The sequence below is a fragment of the Sphingomonas panacis genome (assembly GCF_001717955.1).
GTDB lineage: Bacteria > Pseudomonadota > Alphaproteobacteria > Sphingomonadales > Sphingomonadaceae > Sphingomonas > Sphingomonas panacis.
Genome location: NZ_CP014168.1, coordinates 2,577,801 through 2,598,242 on the forward strand (window position 1 = coordinate 2,577,801; position 20,442 = coordinate 2,598,242).

General features: G+C 67.4%; 21 protein-coding genes. 7 read left to right on the top strand and 14 right to left on the bottom strand.

What is annotated here, in order from left to right:
* Positions 1-232: 232 nt before the first annotated feature.
* Positions 233-1,738, top strand: coding sequence for an adenosine deaminase family protein (locus J0A91_RS11735; RefSeq protein WP_069205066.1), 1,506 nt, complete (start codon positions 233-235; stop codon positions 1,736-1,738).
* Positions 1,739-1,787: 49 nt separating this feature from the next.
* Here the strand turns inward: J0A91_RS11735 and J0A91_RS11740 are convergent, their stop codons facing one another.
* The 5 genes from J0A91_RS11740 to J0A91_RS11760 all read right to left on the bottom strand — a co-directional run bounded on the left by J0A91_RS11740 (position 1,788) and on the right by J0A91_RS11760 (position 6,405).
* Positions 1,788-2,165, bottom strand: a complete 378-nt coding sequence (locus J0A91_RS11740) for an endonuclease domain-containing protein (RefSeq protein ID WP_338056856.1) — start codon at positions 2,163-2,165, stop codon at positions 1,788-1,790.
* A gap of 149 nt (positions 2,166-2,314) precedes the next feature.
* Positions 2,315-3,619 carry a nicotinate phosphoribosyltransferase gene (gene pncB, locus J0A91_RS11745; protein WP_069205068.1) on the bottom strand — a complete coding sequence of 435 codons (1,305 nt, stop codon included), beginning with the start codon at positions 3,617-3,619 and terminating at the stop codon, positions 2,315-2,317.
* 11 nt (positions 3,620-3,630) lie between these two features.
* Entirely contained in the window at positions 3,631-4,524 is an 894-nt protein-coding gene (locus tag J0A91_RS11750; protein ID WP_069205069.1) for an NAD(+)/NADH kinase, read from the bottom strand.
* A gap of 169 nt (positions 4,525-4,693) precedes the next feature.
* Complete coding sequence (locus J0A91_RS11755) at positions 4,694-5,674, bottom strand: SPFH domain-containing protein (protein ID WP_069205070.1); 981 nt, start codon at positions 5,672-5,674, stop codon at positions 4,694-4,696.
* An 11-nt stretch (positions 5,675-5,685) separates the two neighbouring features.
* Positions 5,686-6,405 carry an NUDIX hydrolase gene (locus J0A91_RS11760; protein ID WP_069205071.1) on the bottom strand — a complete coding sequence of 240 codons (720 nt, stop codon included), beginning with the start codon at positions 6,403-6,405 and terminating at the stop codon, positions 5,686-5,688.
* A gap of 77 nt (positions 6,406-6,482) precedes the next feature.
* Here J0A91_RS11760 and J0A91_RS11765 point away from each other — a divergent pair, with 77 nt between their 5' ends.
* Positions 6,483-7,076: a cysteine hydrolase family protein gene (locus J0A91_RS11765; protein ID WP_069205072.1), complete on the top strand. Its 594-nt coding sequence runs from the start codon at positions 6,483-6,485 to the stop codon at positions 7,074-7,076.
* An 89-nt stretch (positions 7,077-7,165) separates the two neighbouring features.
* Positions 7,166-7,903: a dienelactone hydrolase family protein gene (locus J0A91_RS11770; protein WP_069205073.1), complete on the top strand. Its 738-nt coding sequence runs from the start codon at positions 7,166-7,168 to the stop codon at positions 7,901-7,903.
* A 99-nt stretch (positions 7,904-8,002) separates the two neighbouring features.
* On the opposite strand, the gene dapE is transcribed toward J0A91_RS11770, so the two are convergent.
* Positions 8,003-9,145, bottom strand: a complete 1,143-nt coding sequence (gene dapE, locus J0A91_RS11775; RefSeq protein ID WP_069205074.1) for a succinyl-diaminopimelate desuccinylase — start codon at positions 9,143-9,145, stop codon at positions 8,003-8,005.
* A gap of 12 nt (positions 9,146-9,157) precedes the next feature.
* Between dapE and J0A91_RS11780 the strand changes: the two genes are divergently transcribed.
* Complete coding sequence (locus J0A91_RS11780) at positions 9,158-9,622, top strand: cupin domain-containing protein (protein WP_069205075.1); 465 nt, start codon at positions 9,158-9,160, stop codon at positions 9,620-9,622.
* 92 nt (positions 9,623-9,714) lie between these two features.
* Here the strand turns inward: J0A91_RS11780 and J0A91_RS11785 are convergent, their stop codons facing one another.
* The 6 genes from J0A91_RS11785 to rpmH all read right to left on the bottom strand — a co-directional run bounded on the left by J0A91_RS11785 (position 9,715) and on the right by rpmH (position 13,920).
* A complete protein-coding gene (locus tag J0A91_RS11785; protein WP_069205076.1) occupies positions 9,715-10,377 on the bottom strand; it encodes a glutathione S-transferase family protein in 663 nt (220 codons plus the stop codon).
* Positions 10,378-10,693: 316 nt separating this feature from the next.
* Positions 10,694-11,338, bottom strand: coding sequence for a ribosome biogenesis GTP-binding protein YihA/YsxC (gene yihA / locus J0A91_RS11790; protein WP_069205077.1), 645 nt, complete (start codon positions 11,336-11,338; stop codon positions 10,694-10,696).
* The gene (gene yidC, locus J0A91_RS11795) at positions 11,335-13,095 is read right to left on the bottom strand and encodes a membrane protein insertase YidC (protein WP_069205078.1); all 1,761 of its coding nucleotides are present in this window, start codon (positions 13,093-13,095) and stop codon (positions 11,335-11,337) included. The genes yihA and yidC overlap by 4 nt, the downstream gene beginning before the upstream one ends.
* A gap of 42 nt (positions 13,096-13,137) precedes the next feature.
* A complete protein-coding gene (gene yidD, locus J0A91_RS11800) occupies positions 13,138-13,350 on the bottom strand; it encodes a membrane protein insertion efficiency factor YidD (protein WP_069205079.1) in 213 nt (70 codons plus the stop codon).
* Positions 13,351-13,459: 109 nt separating this feature from the next.
* A complete protein-coding gene (rnpA, locus tag J0A91_RS11805; protein WP_069207256.1) occupies positions 13,460-13,777 on the bottom strand; it encodes a ribonuclease P protein component in 318 nt (105 codons plus the stop codon).
* An 8-nt stretch (positions 13,778-13,785) separates the two neighbouring features.
* A complete protein-coding gene (gene rpmH / locus J0A91_RS11810; protein WP_083224946.1) occupies positions 13,786-13,920 on the bottom strand; it encodes a 50S ribosomal protein L34 in 135 nt (44 codons plus the stop codon).
* A gap of 237 nt (positions 13,921-14,157) precedes the next feature.
* Between rpmH and J0A91_RS11815 the strand changes: the two genes are divergently transcribed.
* The 3 genes from J0A91_RS11815 to J0A91_RS11825 all read left to right on the top strand — a co-directional run bounded on the left by J0A91_RS11815 (position 14,158) and on the right by J0A91_RS11825 (position 17,356).
* A complete protein-coding gene (locus tag J0A91_RS11815) occupies positions 14,158-15,666 on the top strand; it encodes a YifB family Mg chelatase-like AAA ATPase (RefSeq protein ID WP_069205080.1) in 1,509 nt (502 codons plus the stop codon).
* 132 nt (positions 15,667-15,798) lie between these two features.
* The gene (locus J0A91_RS11820; protein ID WP_069203655.1) at positions 15,799-16,902 is read left to right on the top strand and encodes an ISAs1 family transposase; all 1,104 of its coding nucleotides are present in this window, start codon (positions 15,799-15,801) and stop codon (positions 16,900-16,902) included.
* Between the two features lie 67 nt (positions 16,903-16,969).
* Complete coding sequence (locus tag J0A91_RS11825; protein ID WP_069205081.1) at positions 16,970-17,356, top strand: endonuclease domain-containing protein; 387 nt, start codon at positions 16,970-16,972, stop codon at positions 17,354-17,356.
* A 35-nt stretch (positions 17,357-17,391) separates the two neighbouring features.
* Here the strand turns inward: J0A91_RS11825 and J0A91_RS11830 are convergent, their stop codons facing one another.
* Both J0A91_RS11830 and J0A91_RS11835 read right to left on the bottom strand, forming a co-directional pair.
* Positions 17,392-17,856 (bottom strand): GreA/GreB family elongation factor, encoded by a 465-nt coding sequence (locus tag J0A91_RS11830; RefSeq protein ID WP_069207257.1) that lies wholly within the window; start codon positions 17,854-17,856, stop codon positions 17,392-17,394.
* 88 nt (positions 17,857-17,944) lie between these two features.
* Positions 17,945-20,434, bottom strand: a complete 2,490-nt coding sequence (locus tag J0A91_RS11835) for a glycoside hydrolase family 3 protein (protein ID WP_069207258.1) — start codon at positions 20,432-20,434, stop codon at positions 17,945-17,947.
* Positions 20,435-20,442: the final 8 nt, after the last annotated feature.

A 20,442-nucleotide genomic window follows, 5' to 3' on the forward strand; every position in this document is an offset into this window, starting at 1 on the left:
CACGGCTTTCCGAAGAGGGCAGGGAATCTTCAAAGCGCGACCCGATTTTTGGCGATTGCGGACCTAGTAAGCGCGTGGGTGCAAGCGTCCATTGCCGTTAACGGCACGACGGCATCGAAAAATGCGCGCACCCGGCCGCGCGCATTTGTGCAACGGATCGTGCTTTTCATTGCGGTTGGCGAAGCACACCCGATCGCCTAGCGCCGCCTCCGGGGTTATCCGGGGGAAAAGCATGCGTTTGGCCGCACTCATCATCGCGCTGTTGCTGGCGAGCGGCGCGGCCTCGGCGCGCGAGGCCAGACCGCTGTCGGACGAAGCGCGCACCGCCGCGCGGCTCGACGCGATCGCCGACAGCCCGCCCCGGCTGCGCGTGTTCCTCCAGACCATGCCCAAGGGTGGCGACCTCCACAATCACGGCGGTGGCTCGATCTACGCCGAGGACTGGCTGCGCTGGGCGGCGGCGGGCGGGCTGTGCATCGCCACCGACACCGCCAGCATCGTGCCGCCGCCCTGCGACACGCCGAACCGCGTGCCGGCGGCCGGGCTGGAGCAGAATTACCCGCTGTACAGCCGCATGCTCGACGCGCTCTCGACACGCGGGTTCGAGACCGGCGTCAACGCGCCGACGCTGTCGGGGTACGACCGTTTCTTCGCGACGTTCGATGCGTTCGGTACCGCATCGTCCGGCAACGAGGCGAAGGAACTCGCGCTCACTCGCGAGCAGGCGGCGGCGGATCGCGTGTCCTATGTCGAGCTCGGCAGCGGCGCGCGTCAGGCCCGCGCGCTCGTCGCGGCGGTGAAGGACGTGGACCCGACCGACTTCGCGGCGCTGTCCGCGAAACTCGCGCCGCTGTTGCCCGATGCGGTGGCGCGCGCGCGGGCCGATTATGATCGCTTCGAGGCGGAATCGGCCAGGATCGACGCGTGCGATACGGCCAGGCCGAAGCCCGCCTGCGCGGTCGAGATGCGCTATCTCTACACCGCGATCCGCACCATTCCGCCCGCGCAGACCTTCGCGCAGCTCGCGCTCGGCTTCGCGCTGGCCGAGGCCGATCCGCGCTTCGTCGGCGTCAACATCGCAGCACCCGAGCATGATCCGATCGCGGTGCGCGATTATACCCTGCACATGCGGATGATCGCGTTTCTCAAGGCGCGGCACCCCAAGGTCGCTTTGTCGCTCCATGCCGGCGAACTGACGCTCGGGCTGGTGCCGCCGCGCGACCTGGCGTTCCACATCCGCGAGGCGGTCGAGGTGGCTGGCGCGCGGCGGATCGGCCACGGCATCGACATCTCCTATGAGGACGACGCCGCCGGGCTGCTCAGCGAGATGGCGGCGAAGCAGGTCGACGTCGAGATCAACCTGACCAGCAACGCGGTGATCCTCGGCGTGAAGGGCAAGGCGCATCCGCTGTCGCTGTACCGCGAGGCCGGCGTTCCGGTGACGCTCTCGACCGACGACGAAGGCGTATCGCGCAGCGACATGACCAACGAATATGTCCGCGCGGTGGTGGAGCAGGGGCTTCGCTACGCCGATCTCAAGCAGATCGTGCGCGACAGCATCCACTACAGCTTCCTGCCGGGCGCGAGCCTGTGGCGCGCGCGGGCGGGCGGCGTGAAGGCGGCGGCGTGCGTGACGCAGGGGCCGGCGTGCGAGGCGTTTCTGACCGCGAACCCCAAGGCCGCGAAGGAGGCGCAGGTCGAGCGCGATCTGGCGGTGTTCGAGGCAGCTAAACGCTGAAAGGTTCCGCAGACCTCCCCCTCCGTCGCCTTCGGCGCCACCTCTGTCCTTATCCTCCCCCGCCAGGGGGAGGTGGCACGCGCAGCGTGACGGAGGGGGAGGTTCGGGATCCGTTAGCGATGGTGTCCCTACGCGCGACCGCAACCGCGACGATCTGGCGAACGACAGAATCCAATTCGGAAAGCACCTCCCGCGCCGGATAGCGCACCACCGTCACGCCTTGCGCTGCGAGCCAGGCGTCCCGAACGACGTCTCGCGCGGGCCTGTCGCCGCGTCCATGCACTTCGCCATCGACCTCGATCGCCAGCCTCGCCGGGGCGCAGTAGAAATCGAGCACATAATCGCCTGCGGGATGCTGTTTACGGAATCGCAGTCCATCGTCATTCTTCCGCAAGGCGCGCCAAAGCGCGATTTCTGGCGGCGTCATCTCGCGGCGTAGCGTTTTCGCGTTTTGCCGGCTGTTGCTCGTCCCTGTCATCCGCATCGTCGACCGCCCCCTCCGTCGCCTATGGCGACACCTCCCCCTGGCGGGGGAGGATTTCAAGTGCCCCGGCAGGCGAAACGTCGCGCGCGCCCTTATACGCTCACCTCGCTCTCCGCCCGCCCATCGTCACCGAACACCCGCAGATACCGCGCGATTTCCTCCGGCTCGCCGGTCGCTTTCGCCGGATTGTCCGAGAGCTTCACCGCCGGCCGCCCGTTCGCGCGCGTCACCTTGCAGACCAGCGAGATCGGCTCCAGCGCGTGCCCGCCGCGCGGGTCGCAACCGCGGAAATCGTTGGTGAGGTTGGTGCCCCAGCCGTAGCTCATTCGCACGCGGCCGTGGAAATGGCGGTAGGTCTGCTCGATCGTGTCGATGTCCATGCCGTCGGAGAAGATCAGCAGTTTCTCGCGCGGGTCGACGCCCTGTTGCTGCCACCAGCGGATGATCTGTTCGCCGCCTTCGATCGGCGGCGCGCTGTCGGGGCGGAAGCCGGTCCAGTCGGCGAGCCACGCCGGTGCTTGCCTGAGGAAGGCGGTGGTGCCGAACGCGTCGGGCAAGGCGATCAGCAGATTGCCGCCGTAATGCGCGCGCCATTGTTCGAGCACGCGGTAGGGCGCGCCGGCGAGTTCGGCGTCGCTATCCGACAGCGCCGCCTCGACCATCGGCAGTTCGTGCGCGTTGGTGCCGATCGCCTCGAGATCGGCGTCCATCGCCAGCAGCACGTTCGAGGTGCCGATGAAGCGGTGGTCCAGCCCTTCCTTGAGCGCCTCGACGCACCAGCGCTGCCACAGGAAGCCGTGGCGCCGCCGCGTGCCGAAATCGCTGAGGACGAGATCGGGCAGGTCGCGCAGCCGCTCGACCTTCTCCCACAGCCGCGCCTTGGCGCGCGCGTACAATACGTCGAGCGCGAACTTGCCCATGTCGCGCGTCGCGGCGCGCGATTTGAGTTCGTTGATGATCGCGAGCGCGGGGATTTCCCACATCGAGGTGCCGCTCCACGGCCCGTCGAAATGCAGTTCATACTGGCCGTCGACCTTGCGGAGATCGTATTCGGGCAGTTGGAATTCGGCGAGCCAGGCGATGAAGTCCGGCGCGAACATCTGGCGCTTGCCGTAGAAGCTGTTGCCGGCGAGCCAGATCAGCTCCTTGCGGCTGAAGCGCACGGTGCGGGCATGGTCGAGCTGCGCGCGCAACTCGCCCTCGTCGATGATCTCGGCCAGTCGCACGCTCTTCGTCCGGTTGATGAGCGAGAAGGTCGCGGTCACGTCGGGGTGGATGTGGCGGATCATCTGCAACATCAGCAGCTTGTAGAAATCGGTGTCGAGCAAGCTCCGCACGATCGGATCGAGCCGGAAATTGTGGTTGTAGGTGCGGGTTGCGATGTCGGTAACGGCCATGTGTGCGATCCTTACCCGATCACGAGATGAAGGGAATTGGGTGCGGGCGTGATCGTCGCGCGGCGGCCCCAGTCGAAGCCGAGGAAATCCTGCTCGATCCCGTCGGCGAAGATCACCCCGCCGTCGTTCATGCGCGAGGTGACGATCAGCGGATCGTCGGTGAGCTTGCCCGCGCGCATCCGCGTCTCGGTGGCGATGCTCGGGAACGGCTCGCGCACCCAATAGCCCGCCGCGCGTTCATCGGTGCCGAGCGGCAGCGGCAGATGGGTCGCCTCGGCGATCGAACGCGCCCAACCGGTCGCGCCGGTGCCCGAGGCGACGATCAGTCCCGACGACGAATGCTCCTCGCCATCGCCGGCGAGTTCGATCCGGTACCGCGCCGACTGGTGGCTGCGATGCCCGAGGAAGATCTCGTTTAGCGCGATCAGAATTTCCCCATCGTCGAGTGTCGCCTGAACCATCGTGCGCCGCTCGACCGGCGCATCGGGCCGCACCGTACCGGGCAGCAAGCGCGCCAGCCGCTCGACGCGGACGCGCGCCAGCACGCCGTCATACAGATCGGGCGCTGGGTTGACGCCGATCACTGGCTGCTCCGCGACATATTTGGCGACGTTGGCGACAAGGCCGTCCTGCCCGACCGCGATGACGACATCCTCGCGCGCGAACAGGAAACGGTCGAGATCGGCGCGGCGCACCAGCGCTTGCCGCCACTCGGCCGGCACCGAAGCGCGGGCCGCCGCCAGCGCGGCGTGGAACTCATGGTGACGCTGCTCGACCGTCTCGATCCGCTGCCCGCGCGTCTCCAGGAAGAAACGCGCCTGATCGCGCGTGGCGTGCCGGGCGATGAGCCGTTCGAGATCGGTTTCGCGGATGACGAACACCGCGCGGGGCGGGATGCTGGACATGAGGAACTCCTGAAAATCCGTGTGTGCTGAGTAGCGCCTGAGTGGGCTCGAAGAGCCGTACCGAAGGCGCGGATTGAAGCACCGCCCCGCGCGGGGGCCGTCCTTCGATACGCTGCCTCGATACGCCCTTCGGGCTACTCAGCAGCACTCAGGACGAACGGGGTAGGGCTCAACCCGCGACCACCACCGGGCTCTTGCGGAACTCGCCCATCACCGCCGCGAGCAGATCGGGGGTGATGTTGACATGCTCGATCGTGTCGAGCTTGCCCGCGAGTTGTTGTGCGGCGAGGCCGAACAGCACGGCTGGCGGCAGGTCGCGATAGACCGCGATGTGCGCCTGCTCGGCCTCGGCCTTGGCGCCTTCGACGAGGCGGATTCGGTCGGCCTCGGCCTTCGCCTCGACCTGTTGCGCCTCGGCCGCGCCGGTGGCGCGGTTGCGGGCGTTGTCGGTTTCCTCGGCGATCAGCAGTTTCTCGCGCCGCGCCAGTTCGATGCGGGTCGCCAGCTCGTTCTCGGCGATGGCGCGTTCCTTTTCGACCGCGAGCGCGCGGCGTTCGAAGGTCGCCTCGTCGGCCTTTTGCTGGAGCGCCTCGAAGGTCGGGGTCTGGAGCGCGCGTTCGAGTTCACTCGACGGCGCGAGGTTGGTGAGCCGCACCGACACCGCCGCGACGCCGATCTCCGCCAGCGCCGGATCGGCGGCGAGCGCGGCTTCCAGTTGCGCGCGCAGCGGCCCCGGCCCGGCATCGAGCAGCGCGCGCACCGGCGCGGTGCCGAGATATTGCAGCACCGCCTGGTTGGCGATGCCGGTGATCCGCGCCTCGATGCTCGGCACCGGCTCGCCCTGCGGCTTGCCGCTGTACGGGCTGATCGTGAAATCCACGCGCTCGGCGAGCAGCACCGGATCGACGACGTGCCAGCCGACACTGCCCTGCACCGACACCGTCTGGAAATCCTGGCTGCGGCCCTTCACGAACAGCGTCATCTCGCGGTCGTCCATCGGCACTTCGGCGATGCTGGCGGTTTCGGGGCGGAACCAGAAGACGAGGCCGCGCCCGCTCTGGCGGACCTTGCCGTTGCGGTAGCGGATGATGTGGCTGCTCGCCTCGCTGCGAAGCTGCGCGAGGAACAGCAGGTTGCGGATCGTGGCCATTGGTAGGCTCCTTACGAGGATCTGGTAAAACGGTAGAGTTCGGCGGGTCGGAACGAGGTGCCGCCTTCGCGCTCGCCGGTGGGGGCGAGCCAGCCGCGATCGAGCATGCGGCGGCGGAAGGCGGGCTTGTTGAGCGCGACGCCGAGGATCGCTTCATGCACGTCCTGCAACTGGCGCAGCGTGAAGCGCTCGGGCAGCAGCGCGAAGCCAACATCGGAATAGTCGAGCTTGCCGCGCAGGCGCAGCATTGCCAGCGCGACGATGTCGGCATGGTCGAAGGCGAGCGGGACCGCACCCTTCGGCGTCGCGATCTCGACCGCGCCGCCGGTCTCTCCCGGCCACGGCACGGTGATCGTCGCGGCGAGCAGGCCCGGCGTGTCCTCCAGCGCGGCTGCGAAGGCGGCTTCGTCGAGCAGCGCGAGATACGCGACCGAGATGATCCGCATGCGTGGATCACGCGCCACCGCGCCGAACGTATAGAGCTGTTCGAGGTGCGCGTTGGCGATCCCCGCCTTGTCGTGCAGCACGCGCGCGGCGGCGGCGTCGAGCGTCTCGTCGATGCCGACGAACCCGCCGGGCAGCGCGCGGCGGCCGGCAAAGGGCGGCGCGTCGCGTTTCACCAGCAGCACCGCCGGCTCGCCGCCGCGAATCCCGAGCAACACCAGATCGACCGCGACCGAAGGCCGCTGATAGGCGTTGGGATCATAGTCGAGGGCTTCGTCGTCGGTCACGCACCACCTAATATGTAAGATGCACTTTACTTATTATCCCAATGTATATATGTCAACACCGATAGGGAGATCGATCGATGCAGGACTTCGCCGTCGTCGTGGATACGCAATATGACTTCATGGCCGCCGACGGTGCGCTGAGCGTCACCGGTGCCGATGCGCTGGTCGCGCCGATGCGCGCGTGGCTGTCCGGGCTCGAGTCCGAACGCACCGCCGGGGTGCTGTTCACCTTCGACACGCATGTGCCCGACATCTACGCCGCCTCCGAAGAGGCGCGGGAATTTCCCGCGCATTGCGTGAAGGGCACCCCCGGCTGGGCCAACATGCTCGATCCGGCGCTGCTCGATCGCGCGATCCCGGCGTGGCGGATCGAGAAGCATGTGTTCGACATGTGGGCTGAGGACGGGTTGCTGATCGAGGATGCGCGCGGCGATGCGATGCCGCCGGTGCCGCGCGACGTCTTCTTCAACCGGCTCAAGGATGCGGGCGTGCGCCGCGTGACGGTGATCGGCGTTGCGGCGGATTACTGCGTGCGCTGGGCGGTGGCGGGGCTGGTCGAGCGCGGCTTCGAGGTGGTCGTGCCGGCGGCGCTGACGCGCGGCATCGCGCGGCAGATCGAGACGGTGGTGGCGGAGGATTTCGCCGGCGCGCCGGTCGAAACGCTCGCCTGACACGGTGACTTTGCCGTGCGGCTGCTGGTGATGCTGGCCGGAATCCGGCAGATGCGGCGGGACGATTCGATTTCGTGAGGAGTAACCCGATGAGCGACGAACAGGTCACGATCCAGACGCGTGACGGCGCCTGCCCGGCGCATGTGCTGACCCCGGCGGCCGAGGGCGCATGGCCGGCGGTGATCTTCTACATGGACGGCGTGGGAATCCGCCCGACCGTCATCGAGATGGCCCGCCGGCTTGCCGCCAACGGCTATGTCGTGCTCGTGCCCGACATGTTCTACCGCTACGGCCCTTATGCGCCGTTCGATCCCAAGGCGGTGTTCGCCGAGGGCTTCCGCAAGGTGATCGGCCCGCTGATGGCGACCACCGGCAACGACAAGGCCGCGTCCGATACCGAAGGGTTCCTCGCCTATCTCGACACCCGCAAGGATGTCGCCGGTTCCAAGATCGGCACGGTCGGCTTCTGCATGGGCGGCGGCATGGCGATCACCGCGGCGGGGACGTTCCCCGACCGGGTCGCGGCGGCGATCAGCTTCCACGGCGGCTACCTCGCGTCGGATGCGGACACCAGCCCGCATCTGCTCGCGCCGAAGATCAAGGCGGACGTATATGTGGCGGGCGCCGACGACGACGACAGCTACCCGCCCGAAATGGCCGAGCGGCTGACCAAGGCGTTCGACGAGGCTGGCGTGACCTACAAGGCGGAGATCTATCCCGGCGCGCTGCACGGCTGGATGAAGCCCGATTTCCCCGTCTACAACGAAGTCGCCGCCGAGCGCGGCTGGCGCGAGATGCTGGCGCTGTTCAAGCGGACTTTGGGGTAAGCGGCGCGAAGTCTGCCGTTCGCACTGAGCTCGTCGAAGTGCGTACCCCAGCCGCTGCGTGTGGGGCACGTCCTTCGACGGACTCAGGACGAACGGAATCTAGGTGGTCGTCGCTCCAATCCGCGCGATGATGTCCGCATAGACCCCGGCCAGCGCGACGAGATCGTCCACCGCGACCGCCTCGTCGAGCTTGTGCATCGTCGCATTGCACAGCCCGAACTCGACCACCGGGCACAAGGCCGACAGGAAGCGCGCGTCCGAGGTGCCGCCGGTCGTCGACAGGTCTGGCCGAAGCCCGAGCCGCGCCTCGATCGCATCGCTGATCAGCGCCGAGAAGGCGCCCGGCTGGGTGAGGAACGCCTCGCCCGAAATCCGTGCGGTGAGCGTCGCCTCGGGTGCGTGGGCGGTGACGATCGCGCGCATCCGCTCGACCAGATCGGCACCGCGATGGCCGTCGTTGAAGCGGATCGACAGCCGCGCCGAGGCATGGCCGGGGATGATGTTGGTCGCCGGATTGCCGACGGTGATGTCGGTCGGTTCGATGTTCGAAGGCTGGAACCACGCATTGCCGGTATCGAGCACCAACCGGTCGATCTCGGCGAGGATCGCGACCAGCTTTGGGATCGGATTGTCGGCGAGGTGCGGGTAGGCGACATGGCCCTGTTTGCCGGGCACGTCGATCCAGAGATTGACCGAGCCGCGCCGCCCGATCTTGACCGTATCGCCGAGCCGGTTCGCCGAGGTCGGCTCGCCGACCAGGCACAGGTCGGGCGTCACGGCGCGTTCGGCCATGCGCGCCATCAGCGCCTGCGTGCCGTAGGTGGCGGGGCCTTCCTCGTCGCCGGTGAGGATGAGCGTGAGCGGGATGCCCGGTTCGCGCGGAATCGCGGCGACGAACGCGGCGATCGCGCCCTTCATATCGACCGCGCCGCGCCCGTAGAGCAGCCCGTCGCGCTCCTCCGGCACGAACGCGTCCCCGGTCCAGCCGGCACCCGGCGGCACCACGTCGAGATGCCCGGCGAAGGCGAAATGCGTGCCAGTGCCGGGGCGCGTGGCGAGGAGGTTCTCGACTGGCCCGTCCGGTGCCTCGCCTTCGATGAATCGCTCGATCGTGAAGCCCAGCGGCAGCAGTGCGGCTTCGATCACGTCGAACACGCTCCCGCGCGCCGGGGTGACGCTTTCGCAGGCCAGCAGGGTCTTGGTGAGCGCGATCGGATCGGGCAGGGTGGTGGTGTCAGTCATGGGGAGCGGACATTGCCCAAGCTCGATCTCGATACAATCCCGCAGAGCAATCGCACCGATTATCCGCCGCAGTTCGCCGGCGTGGTCGCGGGTCGCTGGAACCGCCGGCTCGCCCCGGCCGGCGGCCTCACGCACATGGGCGTCAGCCAGGTCGTGCTCAAGCCGGGCGCGCAATCCTCGCAACGCCACTGGCACGATGGCGAGGACGAATTCGTCGTGATGCTGTCGGGCGAGGCCGTGTTGATCGAAGATAACGGCGAACATCCGATGCGCGCCGGCGACTGCGCCGCGTTTCCCGGCGGTGAGCGCAACGGGCATGTTCTGGTCAACCGCAGCGATGCCGATTGCGTGTTCATCGCGGTGGGCGCCGGACCGGATGAAGGTGGCGGCTATTCGGACATCGACATGCTGTTCACCGCCGACGGGCGGTATACCACCAAGGACGGGGTGGAGTATCCGTCGGTGCGGCCACGATAGCAGCGTCCTTAACCCCCTCCGTTCGTGCCGAGCGAAGTCGAGGCACCTGCGCACTGTCCCTCGACTTCGCTCGGGACGAACGGAGCGACGCGTCAGCCGACCGGCTGCTCGAACTTTTCGATCACCCATTCCTCTTCCTGTGCGGCGGCGATCCAGTCCTGCATGAAGGGGTGGTTGATGACCGCATCCATATAGCTCGCCGCGAAGCGCGCGATTGGCAGGCTGTAGGTGACGATCCGGGTCACCACCGGCGCATACATGATGTCGGCCGCGCCGAACGCGCCGAACAGGAATTGCCCGTCGCCGCCGAAGCGCGCACGCGCCTGTGCCCACAATTCCATGATCCGCGCGAGATCGGCGAGCACGTCGTCGTCGGGCCGCTGTGGCGGGAACACCTGGCGGATGTTCATGCTGTGCTTCTTGCGAAGCGCGGTGAAGCTCGAATGCATCTCCGCCGACATCGACCGCGCCATCGCGCGCGCGGCGGGATCGGCCGGCCAGAACAGGTCGCGGCTGGTCTGCTCGGCGAGATATTCGATGATGGCGAGGCTGTCCCACACCACAGCGTCGCCGTCCCACAGGATCGGCACCTTGCCCGAGGACGGCGCGAACTCGTCGCCCTCGCGCCGCCGGTCCCACTCGGCATCGTAGAGCGGCACGACGACCTCCTCGAAGACGAGACCGGATTGCCGGGCGGCGAGCCAGCCGCGCAGGCTCCAGGAGGAATAGGCCTTGTTGCCGATGATGAGTTTCATGGGGCGGGGGATAGACGGCTGCACGCCGCGCGGCAACCGCGCGAGGCGGGAACTGACCTTCATTCGTCACCCCAGCGCAAGCTGGGGTCTCCCGGTGACAAGACGGGACAGGCGCCGCGAGAGATGCCAGCTTTCGCTGGCATGACGGCGTAAGGAAATCAGCCGATCGCCTTTTCAATCCTCCCCCGCAAGGGGGAGGTGTCACGCATAGCGTGACGGAGGGGGAGGGCGGCGGAACGCAGGAGAGTGCGCGCGCGCCGCCTCCGTCGCCTTCGGCGCCACCTCCCCCTGGCGGGGGAGGATCAATAGCGCGTCTTTAGCCGATCGCCTCGATCACCGCCGCGCGCAATTCGGGGATGCCGAGGCCGGTTTCCGACGAGGTCGGCAGGATCTCGGGATGCGCGGCGGGGCGCTTGCGCGCTTCGTCGGCGGTCGCGGTCATCACCTCGGCGAGTTCGCTCGGCTTGATCTTGTCGATCTTGGTCATGACGAGGCGGTAGCTCACCGCCGCCTTGTCGAGCATGTCGAGGATCTCGCGATCGACCTCCTTGATGCCGTGACGCGCGTCGATCAGCACCAAAGCGCGCTTGAGCACGTCACGCCCGCGCAGGAAATCGTTGACCAGGAAGCGCCATTTCTTGACGACATCCTTCGGCGCCTTGGCGAAGCCGTAGCCGGGCATATCGACCAGCCGAAACGCGAGCGGCGCGCCGACATCGAAGAAGTTCAGCTCCTGAGTCCGCCCCGGCGTGTTCGACGTGCGCGCCAGCGCGTTGCGCCCGGCAAGCGCGTTGAGCAGCGACGACTTGCCGACGTTCGAGCGCCCCGCGAACGCCACCTCCGGCACGACCGCATCGGGAATGAATTCCAGCGCGGGCGCCGATTTGAGGAAGGCTATCGGGCCGGCGAACATCTTCCGCGCGGCCTCGATCGCTTCTGGTTCGAAGGTGGGATCGGTCATTTCGTCGTTGGCACCTTCAACTCGGGATGGCGCGCGTAGAGCAGCCGCTGCTGAAGGATGGTCAGCGTGTTCGACGTGATCCAGTAGATCTGCAGGCCGACCGCGAACGGCGCCATCACGAACATCAGCACCCACGGCATGATCTTGAAGACCTGCTTCTGCGCTTCGTCCATCGGCGCCGGGTTGAGCTTGAACTGGAAGTACATCGAAATGCCGAGCAGCACCGGCACGATGCCGATCGCGAGCATCGGCGGCAGATGCCACGGCAGATAGCCGAACGCGTTGAGGATCGTCGCGGGGTCCGGCGCGGACAGATCGCGAATCCACAGCACGAACGGCTGGTGACGCATTTCGATCGTCAGCAGCAGCACCTTGTAGAGCGCGTACAGGATCGGGATCTGGAGGAAGGTCGGCAGGCAGCCGGCGAGCGGGTTGACGCCTTCCGACTTGTAGAGCGCCATCACCTCCTGCTGCGCGCGGACCTTGTCGTCCTTATAGCGTTCCTGCAGCGCCTTCATCTTGGGCTGGATCGCCCGCATCTTCGCCATCGAGGCGAACTGACGCTGCGCGATCGGGAACAGCAGGCCACGGATCGTCAGCGTCAGCGCGATGATCGCCACGCCGAAATTGCCGATCACGCGGAACAGGAAGTCGAGATATTTGAAGATCGGCTTCTCGACGACCTCGAACCAGCCCCAGTCGATCGCCTTGCCGAAGTGGCGGACGTTGAGGCGGTCCTCATACCCGTCGAGCGTGTTGGTCTCCTTGGCGCCCGCGAACAGCTTCGCGGTCGTCACCAGCGCCTTGCCGGCGGGAACCACGCGCGGCTGGAGCGCGAAATCGGCCTGGAAATTGTCGCCGACGGCGGCGCGGAAGCCACCGTGCATCTGCGCACCCGAATCGGGGATCAGCGCGGCGAGCCAGTATTTGTCGCCGAAGCCGAACCAGCCGCCGGTCGAATCGAAGTAATTGTCACCCGGCTTGCCGATGTTGCCGAGCAGGTTCTTGCCGATGAAGCTGGCTTCCTTGCCCTGCAGATTGGCGAAGGTGATGTCGTAGGTCGCGCCGTGATCGAACACGCCGATCGGGCCGACGTGATCGGTCCAGGTGTCGGGATCGGGCGACACGCCGGCGCGCGAAACCAGACCATAAGGGCGAATCTTGATCGGTGCGCCGGTCGGGTTGGTGACGGTCTGGCGGACGGTGAACATGTAGCGATCGTCGACCGCGATTCGCATCGCGAAGCGCTGCCCCTGCGGATTGGTCCAGGCGAGCGTGACCGGCTGGGCGGGGGTGAGCACGGGCGCGCTGGCGGTGAACACCGTGTCGGCGCCAGGCGTCGTCACGCCGTCACCCGACCAGCCGAAGCCGGCGAAATAGGCGTGTTCGGTGCCCGAGGGCGAGAACAGCCGGATCGACGGCGAATCCTTGGCGATGGTTTCCTTGTACTTGCTCAGCACAAGGTCATCGATGCGGCCGCCCTTGAGGTTGATCGAGCCTTGCAGGCTGCGCGTCTCGATCTTCACGCGCGGCGTGTCGCGCAGCACCTGCGCGCGGTCGCGAACCTTCTCGGGCGAGGCGGCGGTGGGGCCGGCCGGGCCGGTCGAGGAAGCGACCGCGACGGTCTTGCCCGCTTCGATCTTGGTTGCGGGCGGGTTGGCCGCCGGCAGATATTTGGAGGCGAAGAACTGCCAGCCGAACAGGATCAGCGCCGCGAACACCGCGAACAGGAGGAAATTTCTGCCTTCGTCTTTCACCTGGGAATCCCGTTCGTAGTTTCGTGGCGCCGCGTCACCGGTTCAGGGCACTGGATCGGGGCCGAAGCCGCCGAAGGGATGGCACCGCCCGATCCGTTTCGCCGCCAGCCAGCCGCCTTTCACCGCGCCATAGCGGCGAAGCGCGGTGATTGCATAGGCGGAACAGGACGGCTGGAAGCGGCAGGACGAAGGCAGCACGACCGAAGGGCCGATCTGCCATGCGCGTACCAGCAGGATGAGGAGGCGAGTCAGCATCGATCTTCGCCTAAACTGTTCTCTCGCGAAAGCGGGAGTCCAGGGCAACACGCGCTGCGTGTGCGGCTCTGGCCTGCCGCTTTCGCGGGAGAACGGCGGCGGGGAGACCTCACCGCATCACCTTCGCCAGCGCCTTGGTCAGTTCGCTGCGGAGCTGCGCGAAATCGCGCTCCACGCCGCCGTTTCGCCCGATCAGCACGTGATCGGCACCGCGCACGCCCGATTCGGGCAGCACGTCACGCGCGAGCGCCCGCAGCCGGCGTTTCATCCGGTTGCGGACCACCGCGTTGCCGATCTTCTTGGTGACGGTATAGCCGATCCGCATCGCCGGATCGCCATCATCGCGAGGCCGAACCAGCAGCACGAAGCCGGGCATCGGCGCGCGTTTACCGGCGTTCGCCGCGAGGAAATCCGCGCGGCGCGCCAGAACGTGGATTACGCCGACAGCTTCTTGCGACCGCGCGCCCGACGCGCGCGAATCACGTTGCGGCCGCCCGGAGTCTCCATCCGTGCGCGGAAGCCGTGACGACGTGCCCGCACCAGATTGCTCGGCTGAAAGGTCCGCTTCATGAGTCATTCCCTGATCGTCTGAATAGAAAAGGGCCGCCACAGGGACGGCCTCGTAGCGCGTGCCCTTAGGCGGATGACCATGCGAAGTCAATCGCGGGGATGGCGAAACGGGCAACATCTGCCGGGAAGATGGATGCGGTGTTTTGCAAATGCAAGACACCTTATCCAGCGCCTCACGCCGGGCTTCCCCAAACTTTACGGTGCCGCTAAGCCGTTGTCCAACCGGGGGGGTGATGGATGGTCGCGAGCGTATCGACGGTGGCGTATCTCGGGCTCGAGGCGCGCGCGGTCGAGGTGCAGGTGCAGCTCATCCCCGGTCTGCCCGCGTTCAACGTCGTCGGCCTTGCCGACAAGGCAGTGGCGGAAAGCCGCGAGCGCGTGCGCGGTGCGATCGCCTCGATGGGGCTGGCGCTGCCGCCCAAGCGAATCGTCGTCAACATGTCGCCCGCCGATCTGCCCAAGGAAGGATCGCATTTCGACCTGCCGATCGCGCTGGCGCTGCTCGGCGCGATGGGCGTGATCGACGCCGAGCAGCTCGGCGATTTCGTGGTGGTCGGCGAACTCGGCCTCGACGCGCGGATCGCGCCGTCGCCGGGCGTGCTGCTGGCGGCGCTGCACGCATCGGCCGAGGGCAAGGGGCTGATCTGCCCGGCGTCGCAAGGCGCCGAAGCGGCCTGGGCCGGCTCGGTCGGCGTGCTCGCCGCGCCCGACATCCTTTCGCTGGTGAACCACTTCAAGGGCCACGGGCTGATCGGCGCACCTGAGCCGGGCGAGGCGATCGACGTGGCACACGGCCCCGATCTCAAACAGGTGAAGGGGCAGGAAACCGCCAAGCGCGCGCTCGAAATCGCCGCAGCGGGCGGGCACAATCTGCTGATGGTCGGGCCACCCGGCGCGGGCAAGTCGCTGATGGCGTCGTGCCTGCCTGGCATCCTGCCGCCGCTCGACGCCGCCGAGGCGCTGGAAGTGTCGATGGTGGCGAGCGTCGCCGGCACGCTTGCCGGCGGGCGGCTGACCCGCACGCGGCCCTTCCGCAACCCCCACCATTCCGCGTCGATGGCGGCGCTGACCGGCGGCGGGCTGAAGGTGAAGCCGGGCGAGGTCAGCCTCGCGCATCTCGGCGTGCTGTTCCTCGACGAACTGCCCGAATTCCAGCGCGCGGTGCTCGATTCGCTGCGCCAGCCGCTCGAGACCGGCACGGTCAGCGTCGCGCGCGCCAACGCGCACGTCACCTTCCCCGCGCGCGTGCAGTTGATCGCGGCGATGAACCCGTGCCGCTGCGGGCACCTTGGCGATGCCGCGCTCGCCTGTTCGCGCGCGCCCAAATGCGCGGCGGACTATCAGGCCAAGGTGTCCGGCCCGCTGCTCGACCGAATTGACCTGCACGTCGAGGTGCAGGCGCTCTCCGCCGCCGATCTCGTCCTGCCGCCCCCCGCCGAAGGCTCGGCCGAGGTGCGCGCCCGCGTCGCGGCGGCACGCGTCGTGCAGACCGCGCGCTACGCCGACCATCCGATCCGCACCAACGCCGAAGTCGATGGCGTGCTGCTCGACGCGGTGGCGACGCCCGATGAGGCGGGCAGGGCGCTGCTCGCGCAAGCCTCCGAAGCGATGCGACTATCGGCGCGCGGCTACACCCGCATCCTGCGCGTCGCGCGCACCATCGCCGATCTCGCTGGCAGCGAAGGGGTAGGGCGGCTGCACATTGCCGAGGCGCTCAGCTACCGGCGGCGGGCGCCGGTGTCGTAGCGGCTTACGCCCACCTTTCAGCGTTCTGCTCCCCTCCCTGGAAGCAGGGGAATCGCATTTGGCGATGAGAGGGCTATCCAAGTTTGATAGATTGGATTCTGTAGTCTCTCCTGGGTTGCCGGGGAGATTGGTATGCGCGGGTTCCGTGAGGTGTTCGATGTCGTGCCGGACCCACGACGTTCGAACAGCAGCCATGCTTTGCCGGATATCTTGCTGATCGCGTTCGCCGCGCTGCTGTGTGGGGCCGAGACATGCGTCGATATCGCCGAGTTCGGCGAGGCGAAGCGGGACTGTCTTGGCCAGTTCCTGAAGCTGGATCATGGAACGCCGAGCCACGACACGTTCAGCCGGGTCTTTCGCACGCTCGATCCGCCGTCGTTCGAGCGGGCGTTTCAGCGCTTCGTCAGTGCTTTTGCCGCAACGCTGGAGCGCCAGGGGATCGCCGGGCCAATCATTGCCATCGACGGCAAGTCGTTGCGGGGGGCCGTCGATAGCGCGCGCCGCACCATGCCTTTGCATCTGGTGAGCGCCTGGGCGGCCGATCATCGGCTGGTGCTGAGCCAGTGCCGCGCGCATAATCGCAGCGAAGTCACCGCGGCCCGCGAGATCATCGCCCTGCTCGACCTGACCGGCTGTACGGTTACCGCCGATGCGCTGCATGCCAGCCGCCGGACGGTCTCGGCGATACGGGCGCGCGGTGGCGACTATGCTCTGATCATCAAAGGCAATCGCGGACCGCTGCACGCCGCGATCCGGGATCTGCTCGCCGATCCCGACGCCGCACAGGCTGCCAGCACCAGCGAGACCGCGCATGGCAGATACGAAGAGCGGCGGGCATGGGTCGTCCCCGCGCCCGCCGACTGGGCCGATCGATATGGCTTCGAGGGTCTGGGCGCCATCGTGCGGATCGACAGTCTGCGCCGCGTCAAAGGCGAGGAGCAAACCGACACCCGCTATGCCATCCTCTCCCGCTTCCTGCCGCCGCGCGAGGCGCTTCGGGTGATCAGGGCACACTGGACGATCGAGAATCAGCAACACTGGCTGCTCGATGTCGCCTTCGGCGAAGATCGCATCCACACCCGATCCGATCACTGCGCCGAAAACCTCGCCCTCCTGCGAAGGCTCGCCCTCAACCTTCTCCAGCACGATCCAAGAAAGCTTTCCATCCGCGCCAAAATCAAACGCGCCGGATGGGATGACCACTACCTCGCAACCCTCCTCCGCCAAATGCGATAGCCCTGCCCTGGAAGGGAGGGGCCGGGGGTGGGTTGCTCTCGATAGCGTGGAACGGCATCCTCATGCCATGCCTAGAGTCGCGCCCCACATGACGGCAAACGCTCGCCTGTTGCGCAACGCCGCGACCGCAGAGGAGCGCGCCTTATGGTCACGCCTCTGCCACCTGCGCCCCCGCTTCACGCGGCAGCTTTCGATCGGCAGCTATATCGTCGACTTCGCCTGCCGCTCGATCAAATTGGCAGTCGAACTCGACGGCAGTCAACATCTCGATGCGGCCGCCTATGACGATAGGCGCACGCTATTCCTCGAAAGCGTCGGTTGGCGGGTCTTGCGATACTGGAATAGTGAGGTTCGCGATAATCCCGATGGCGTGGCCGAGGCGATCATGGCCGCTGTCGCCGCACACTCTCGACCGACCCACCCCCAACCCCTCCCTTCCAGGGAGGGGCTTTAACGGCGGTTTCAAGGGCCCGTTGAAGCGCTAGAACCTCATTTAGCCGGCGTAATCTCCACGATCTCGATCGCGTCGGCCTTGCCCCCGAAATCGCACATTTCGCCGTCTTCCGCGCCGATCATCGCGCGGGCGAGCGGGGCGGAGAAGGCGATTCGGCCAGCCGCCGGATCGCTCTCGTCGAAGCCGACGATCTCGATCTCGCGGCTCGCCCCGCCCAGCGTGAACGCCACGCGCGTGCCGATCGCGACCGTTTCGCCGGTTGCAGGCGCGGCCACCTCGGCGGTGGTTTCGCGCGTCGACCAATAGCGCAGGTCGCGCTCGGCAAGCGTTCTCGCATCCTCGTCGGTCGCGGTGGCGACATCGGCGCGCAGTTCGGCGATGCGTGTGCGGATCAGCGCCAGCCCGCGCGGGGTGACGAGATTGGGGCCGGGCGGGATCGGCAGCTCGAACCGGGGTTCCTTATGCTCCTCGTCGCTCTCGCGCCGGAATGCCACACTCACGCACATCTCTCCTGATCGTCAATCGAGTCTTCTCGCGCATGTGTAACGGCGCGGCCAGAGGATTGTTGCGATCCGGGTCAAACCCGCGTCAGCGCGCGCACGCCACCACATCGTCGGCGACAGTGCCGATCGCGACGCGCGCGATGCTCGTCTCGAACCTTTGCGCGGTGCTGAGCTGGAAGGGCGTTTCGATCCGGCTCATGTCGGCGGTCTTCACGAAGCATTTGAGCGGGATGCCGACCGTCCGCCACACCCCGACCGGCAGCTTGGCCGGCGCGATCGGCACTGTGGCGGTGCAGGTCGGCCCGCAGGTGACGCCGATCGTCAGATCGGCCGGGGGTGGGCTTTCGATCCGCATCGTCGCCAGCACCATCAGTTCGCCATTGGTTTCCCGGCTAAGGTCGATCGGCGTCTGGGTGTGGAGCGCGATGACCTGCGGCCCGCCGCCCGCCAGCGCGAAGTGCCGCGCGCCTTCCTGCACCTCATGGTCGATCGCGGTGATCTTGACCCGTCCGCCGAGCGCCTGCGCCGGCACCGTGGTGATCCGCGTCACGCCGACCACGCCGTCGCTCACCTGAAGCGACCAGCCCGGCGTCGCCACGCCGGCGGACATATACACGCCGGTATCGCCATCATCGATCACGCCGGGGTCTTCCGACAAGGGCTTCCACGCCACCTTGGGTTCGCGCCCGCTCAATCCGTAGCCGAACGGGTATAGCACCGGCCCGCCCGGCTTGGCGGTGAGCGGCCAGGCGGCAGGCAGCTTGCCGGTGAACGGCGCGCCGCCCACGCCGAACAGCCGGTCGGCGACGCCAGCGCCCTCGGTGCCCGGCAGCCACGCGACGACGAAGCCGTCGGCGGCGTTGAGTTCAGGGCTGACGAACAGGGGGCGCCCGGTCAGCATCACCGCGACGACGGGAATCCCCGCCGCCTTCAGCCGCCGCATCGTCTCCAGCGGCTTGCGCAGTTCGGGGCGGAGTTGCAGCGTGCGCAGATCGCCCTGGAATTCGGCATACGGCGTTTCACCGAACACCACGATCGCGGCATCGGGCTTGCGGGTGTAATGCCCGTCGGGGGCATATTCGGCGTGACCGCCCGCTGCTTTCACCGCTGCGTCGATGCCGCCCCACAGGGTCGTCGCGCCGGGGAACATGCTGCGATCGAGCCCGGTGCCCTGCCAGCTCAGCGTCCAGCCACCCGATTGCCGCCCGACATCGTCGGCGCCGTCACCAGCGACGAGGATGTTGGCGGCGGCGCGCAGCGGCAGCACGCCGGTGTTCTTGAGCAGCACCAGCGACTTGCCGACCGCTTCGCGCGCGATCGCGCGGTGCGCGGGCGCGCCGAGCACGCTCCAGTCGCCGGCGAGCGCGCGCGACGAGGGTTTGCCCATTTCGAACAGCCCGAGCCGCAGCTTCACGCGCAGGATTCGCGCCACCGCATCGTCGAGCCGCGCGATCGGCACGGTCCCGTCCTTCACCTGTGCGATCAGCGATCCGTACAGCGCCTTCCAGCTATCGGGCGCCATATACATGTCGATGCCGGCGTTGATCGCCTGCGGGCAGCTTTCGTTGGTGCAGCCGGCGATCTGGCCGTGCGCGTTCCAGTCGGTGACGACGAACCCGCCGAAATGCATGCGGCCCTTGAGAACGCCGGTGACCAGACCCTTCTCGCCGGCGATCTTGCGGCCCTGCCAGCTCGAAAAGCTCGTCATGACCGTGCCCACCCCGGCCTCGACCGCGGGGACATACGGCTTGCCGTGGATGTCGCGCAGCACGGTTTCGCTGATCCGGGCGTCGCCCTGATCATGGCCTTCGAAGGTGCCGCCGTCGCCGATGAAATGCTTGGTGCTGGCCAACACGTGCGGCCCGGCGAGGATTCGGCTGCCGTCGGGCGGCCCCTGAAGCCCGAGGATCATGTGCTGGACGTAGCTCGCGACCAGATCGGGATCGGACGAATAACCCTCATAGGCGCGGCCCCAGCGATAATCCTGCGGCACGGTGATGGTCGGCGCGAAGGTCCATTCCTGACCCGTCGTGCGGATCTCGGCGGCGGTGGCGGCGCCGATCCGCTCGATCAGCCCCGGATCGCGCGTCGCGCCGAGGCCGATGTTCTGCGGGAACAGCGTCGCGCCGACGATGTTGCTGTGGCCGTGGACCGCATCGGTGCCCCACAGCATCGGAATGCCGACGCCGCCCTTGGAAGTGTCGACCGACGCGGCCCAGAGCTGGTCGGCCAATTCGAGCCATTTCGGCGCGGGCGCGAAATCGTCGCCGCCCGGCCCCGCGTTGCCGCCGTTGAGCACCGAGCCGATGTGATACTGGCGGACCTCTTCGGGCGTGATGTTGGTGATGTTGGCCTGCAGGATCTGCCCGACCTTCTCCTCCAGAGTCATCCGCTTGAGCAGTCCGGCGATCCGGGCCTCGTCGGCGGGCTTGGCGGCAACCGGCCAAGTCGCAGTCGGCCAGAGTTCCGGGTGGATGGTCGGTGCCGGCGTTACCGGCGCGGTCGAAGGAGTCTGCGCGGGGAGCGCGGCCGCAGTCGCGCAGGCAAGGCCCGCCAGCACAGTTTTCGAGATCATGTCCGCTC

Excerpts from the sequence above, each read along its gene's own strand:
- J0A91_RS11735 (WP_069205066.1), top strand. The coding sequence starts at position 233 with ATGCGTTTGGCCGCACTCATCATCGCGCTGTTGCTGGCGAGCGGCGCG.
- J0A91_RS11740 (WP_338056856.1), bottom strand. The coding sequence starts at position 2,165 with ATGACGCCGCCAGAAATCGCGCTTTGGCGCGCCTTGCGGAAGAATGAC.
- pncB (WP_069205068.1), bottom strand. The coding sequence starts at position 3,619 with ATGGCCGTTACCGACATCGCAACCCGCACCTACAACCACAATTTCCGG.
- J0A91_RS11750 (WP_069205069.1), bottom strand. The coding sequence starts at position 4,524 with ATGTCCAGCATCCCGCCCCGCGCGGTGTTCGTCATCCGCGAAACCGAT.
- J0A91_RS11755 (WP_069205070.1), bottom strand. The coding sequence starts at position 5,674 with ATGGCCACGATCCGCAACCTGCTGTTCCTCGCGCAGCTTCGCAGCGAG.
- J0A91_RS11765 (WP_069205072.1), top strand. The coding sequence starts at position 6,483 with ATGCAGGACTTCGCCGTCGTCGTGGATACGCAATATGACTTCATGGCC.
- J0A91_RS11770 (WP_069205073.1), top strand. The coding sequence starts at position 7,166 with ATGAGCGACGAACAGGTCACGATCCAGACGCGTGACGGCGCCTGCCCG.
- dapE (WP_069205074.1), bottom strand. The coding sequence starts at position 9,145 with ATGACTGACACCACCACCCTGCCCGATCCGATCGCGCTCACCAAGACC.
- J0A91_RS11785 (WP_069205076.1), bottom strand. The coding sequence starts at position 10,377 with ATGAAACTCATCATCGGCAACAAGGCCTATTCCTCCTGGAGCCTGCGC.
- yihA (WP_069205077.1), bottom strand. The coding sequence starts at position 11,338 with ATGACCGATCCCACCTTCGAACCAGAAGCGATCGAGGCCGCGCGGAAG.
- yidD (WP_069205079.1), bottom strand. The coding sequence starts at position 13,350 with ATGCTGACTCGCCTCCTCATCCTGCTGGTACGCGCATGGCAGATCGGC.
- rpmH (WP_083224946.1), bottom strand. The coding sequence starts at position 13,920 with ATGAAGCGGACCTTTCAGCCGAGCAATCTGGTGCGGGCACGTCGTCAC.
- J0A91_RS11815 (WP_069205080.1), top strand. The coding sequence starts at position 14,158 with ATGGTCGCGAGCGTATCGACGGTGGCGTATCTCGGGCTCGAGGCGCGC.
- J0A91_RS11820 (WP_069203655.1), top strand. The coding sequence starts at position 15,799 with ATGCGCGGGTTCCGTGAGGTGTTCGATGTCGTGCCGGACCCACGACGT.
- J0A91_RS11825 (WP_069205081.1), top strand. The coding sequence starts at position 16,970 with ATGCCTAGAGTCGCGCCCCACATGACGGCAAACGCTCGCCTGTTGCGC.
- J0A91_RS11835 (WP_069207258.1), bottom strand. The coding sequence starts at position 20,434 with ATGATCTCGAAAACTGTGCTGGCGGGCCTTGCCTGCGCGACTGCGGCC.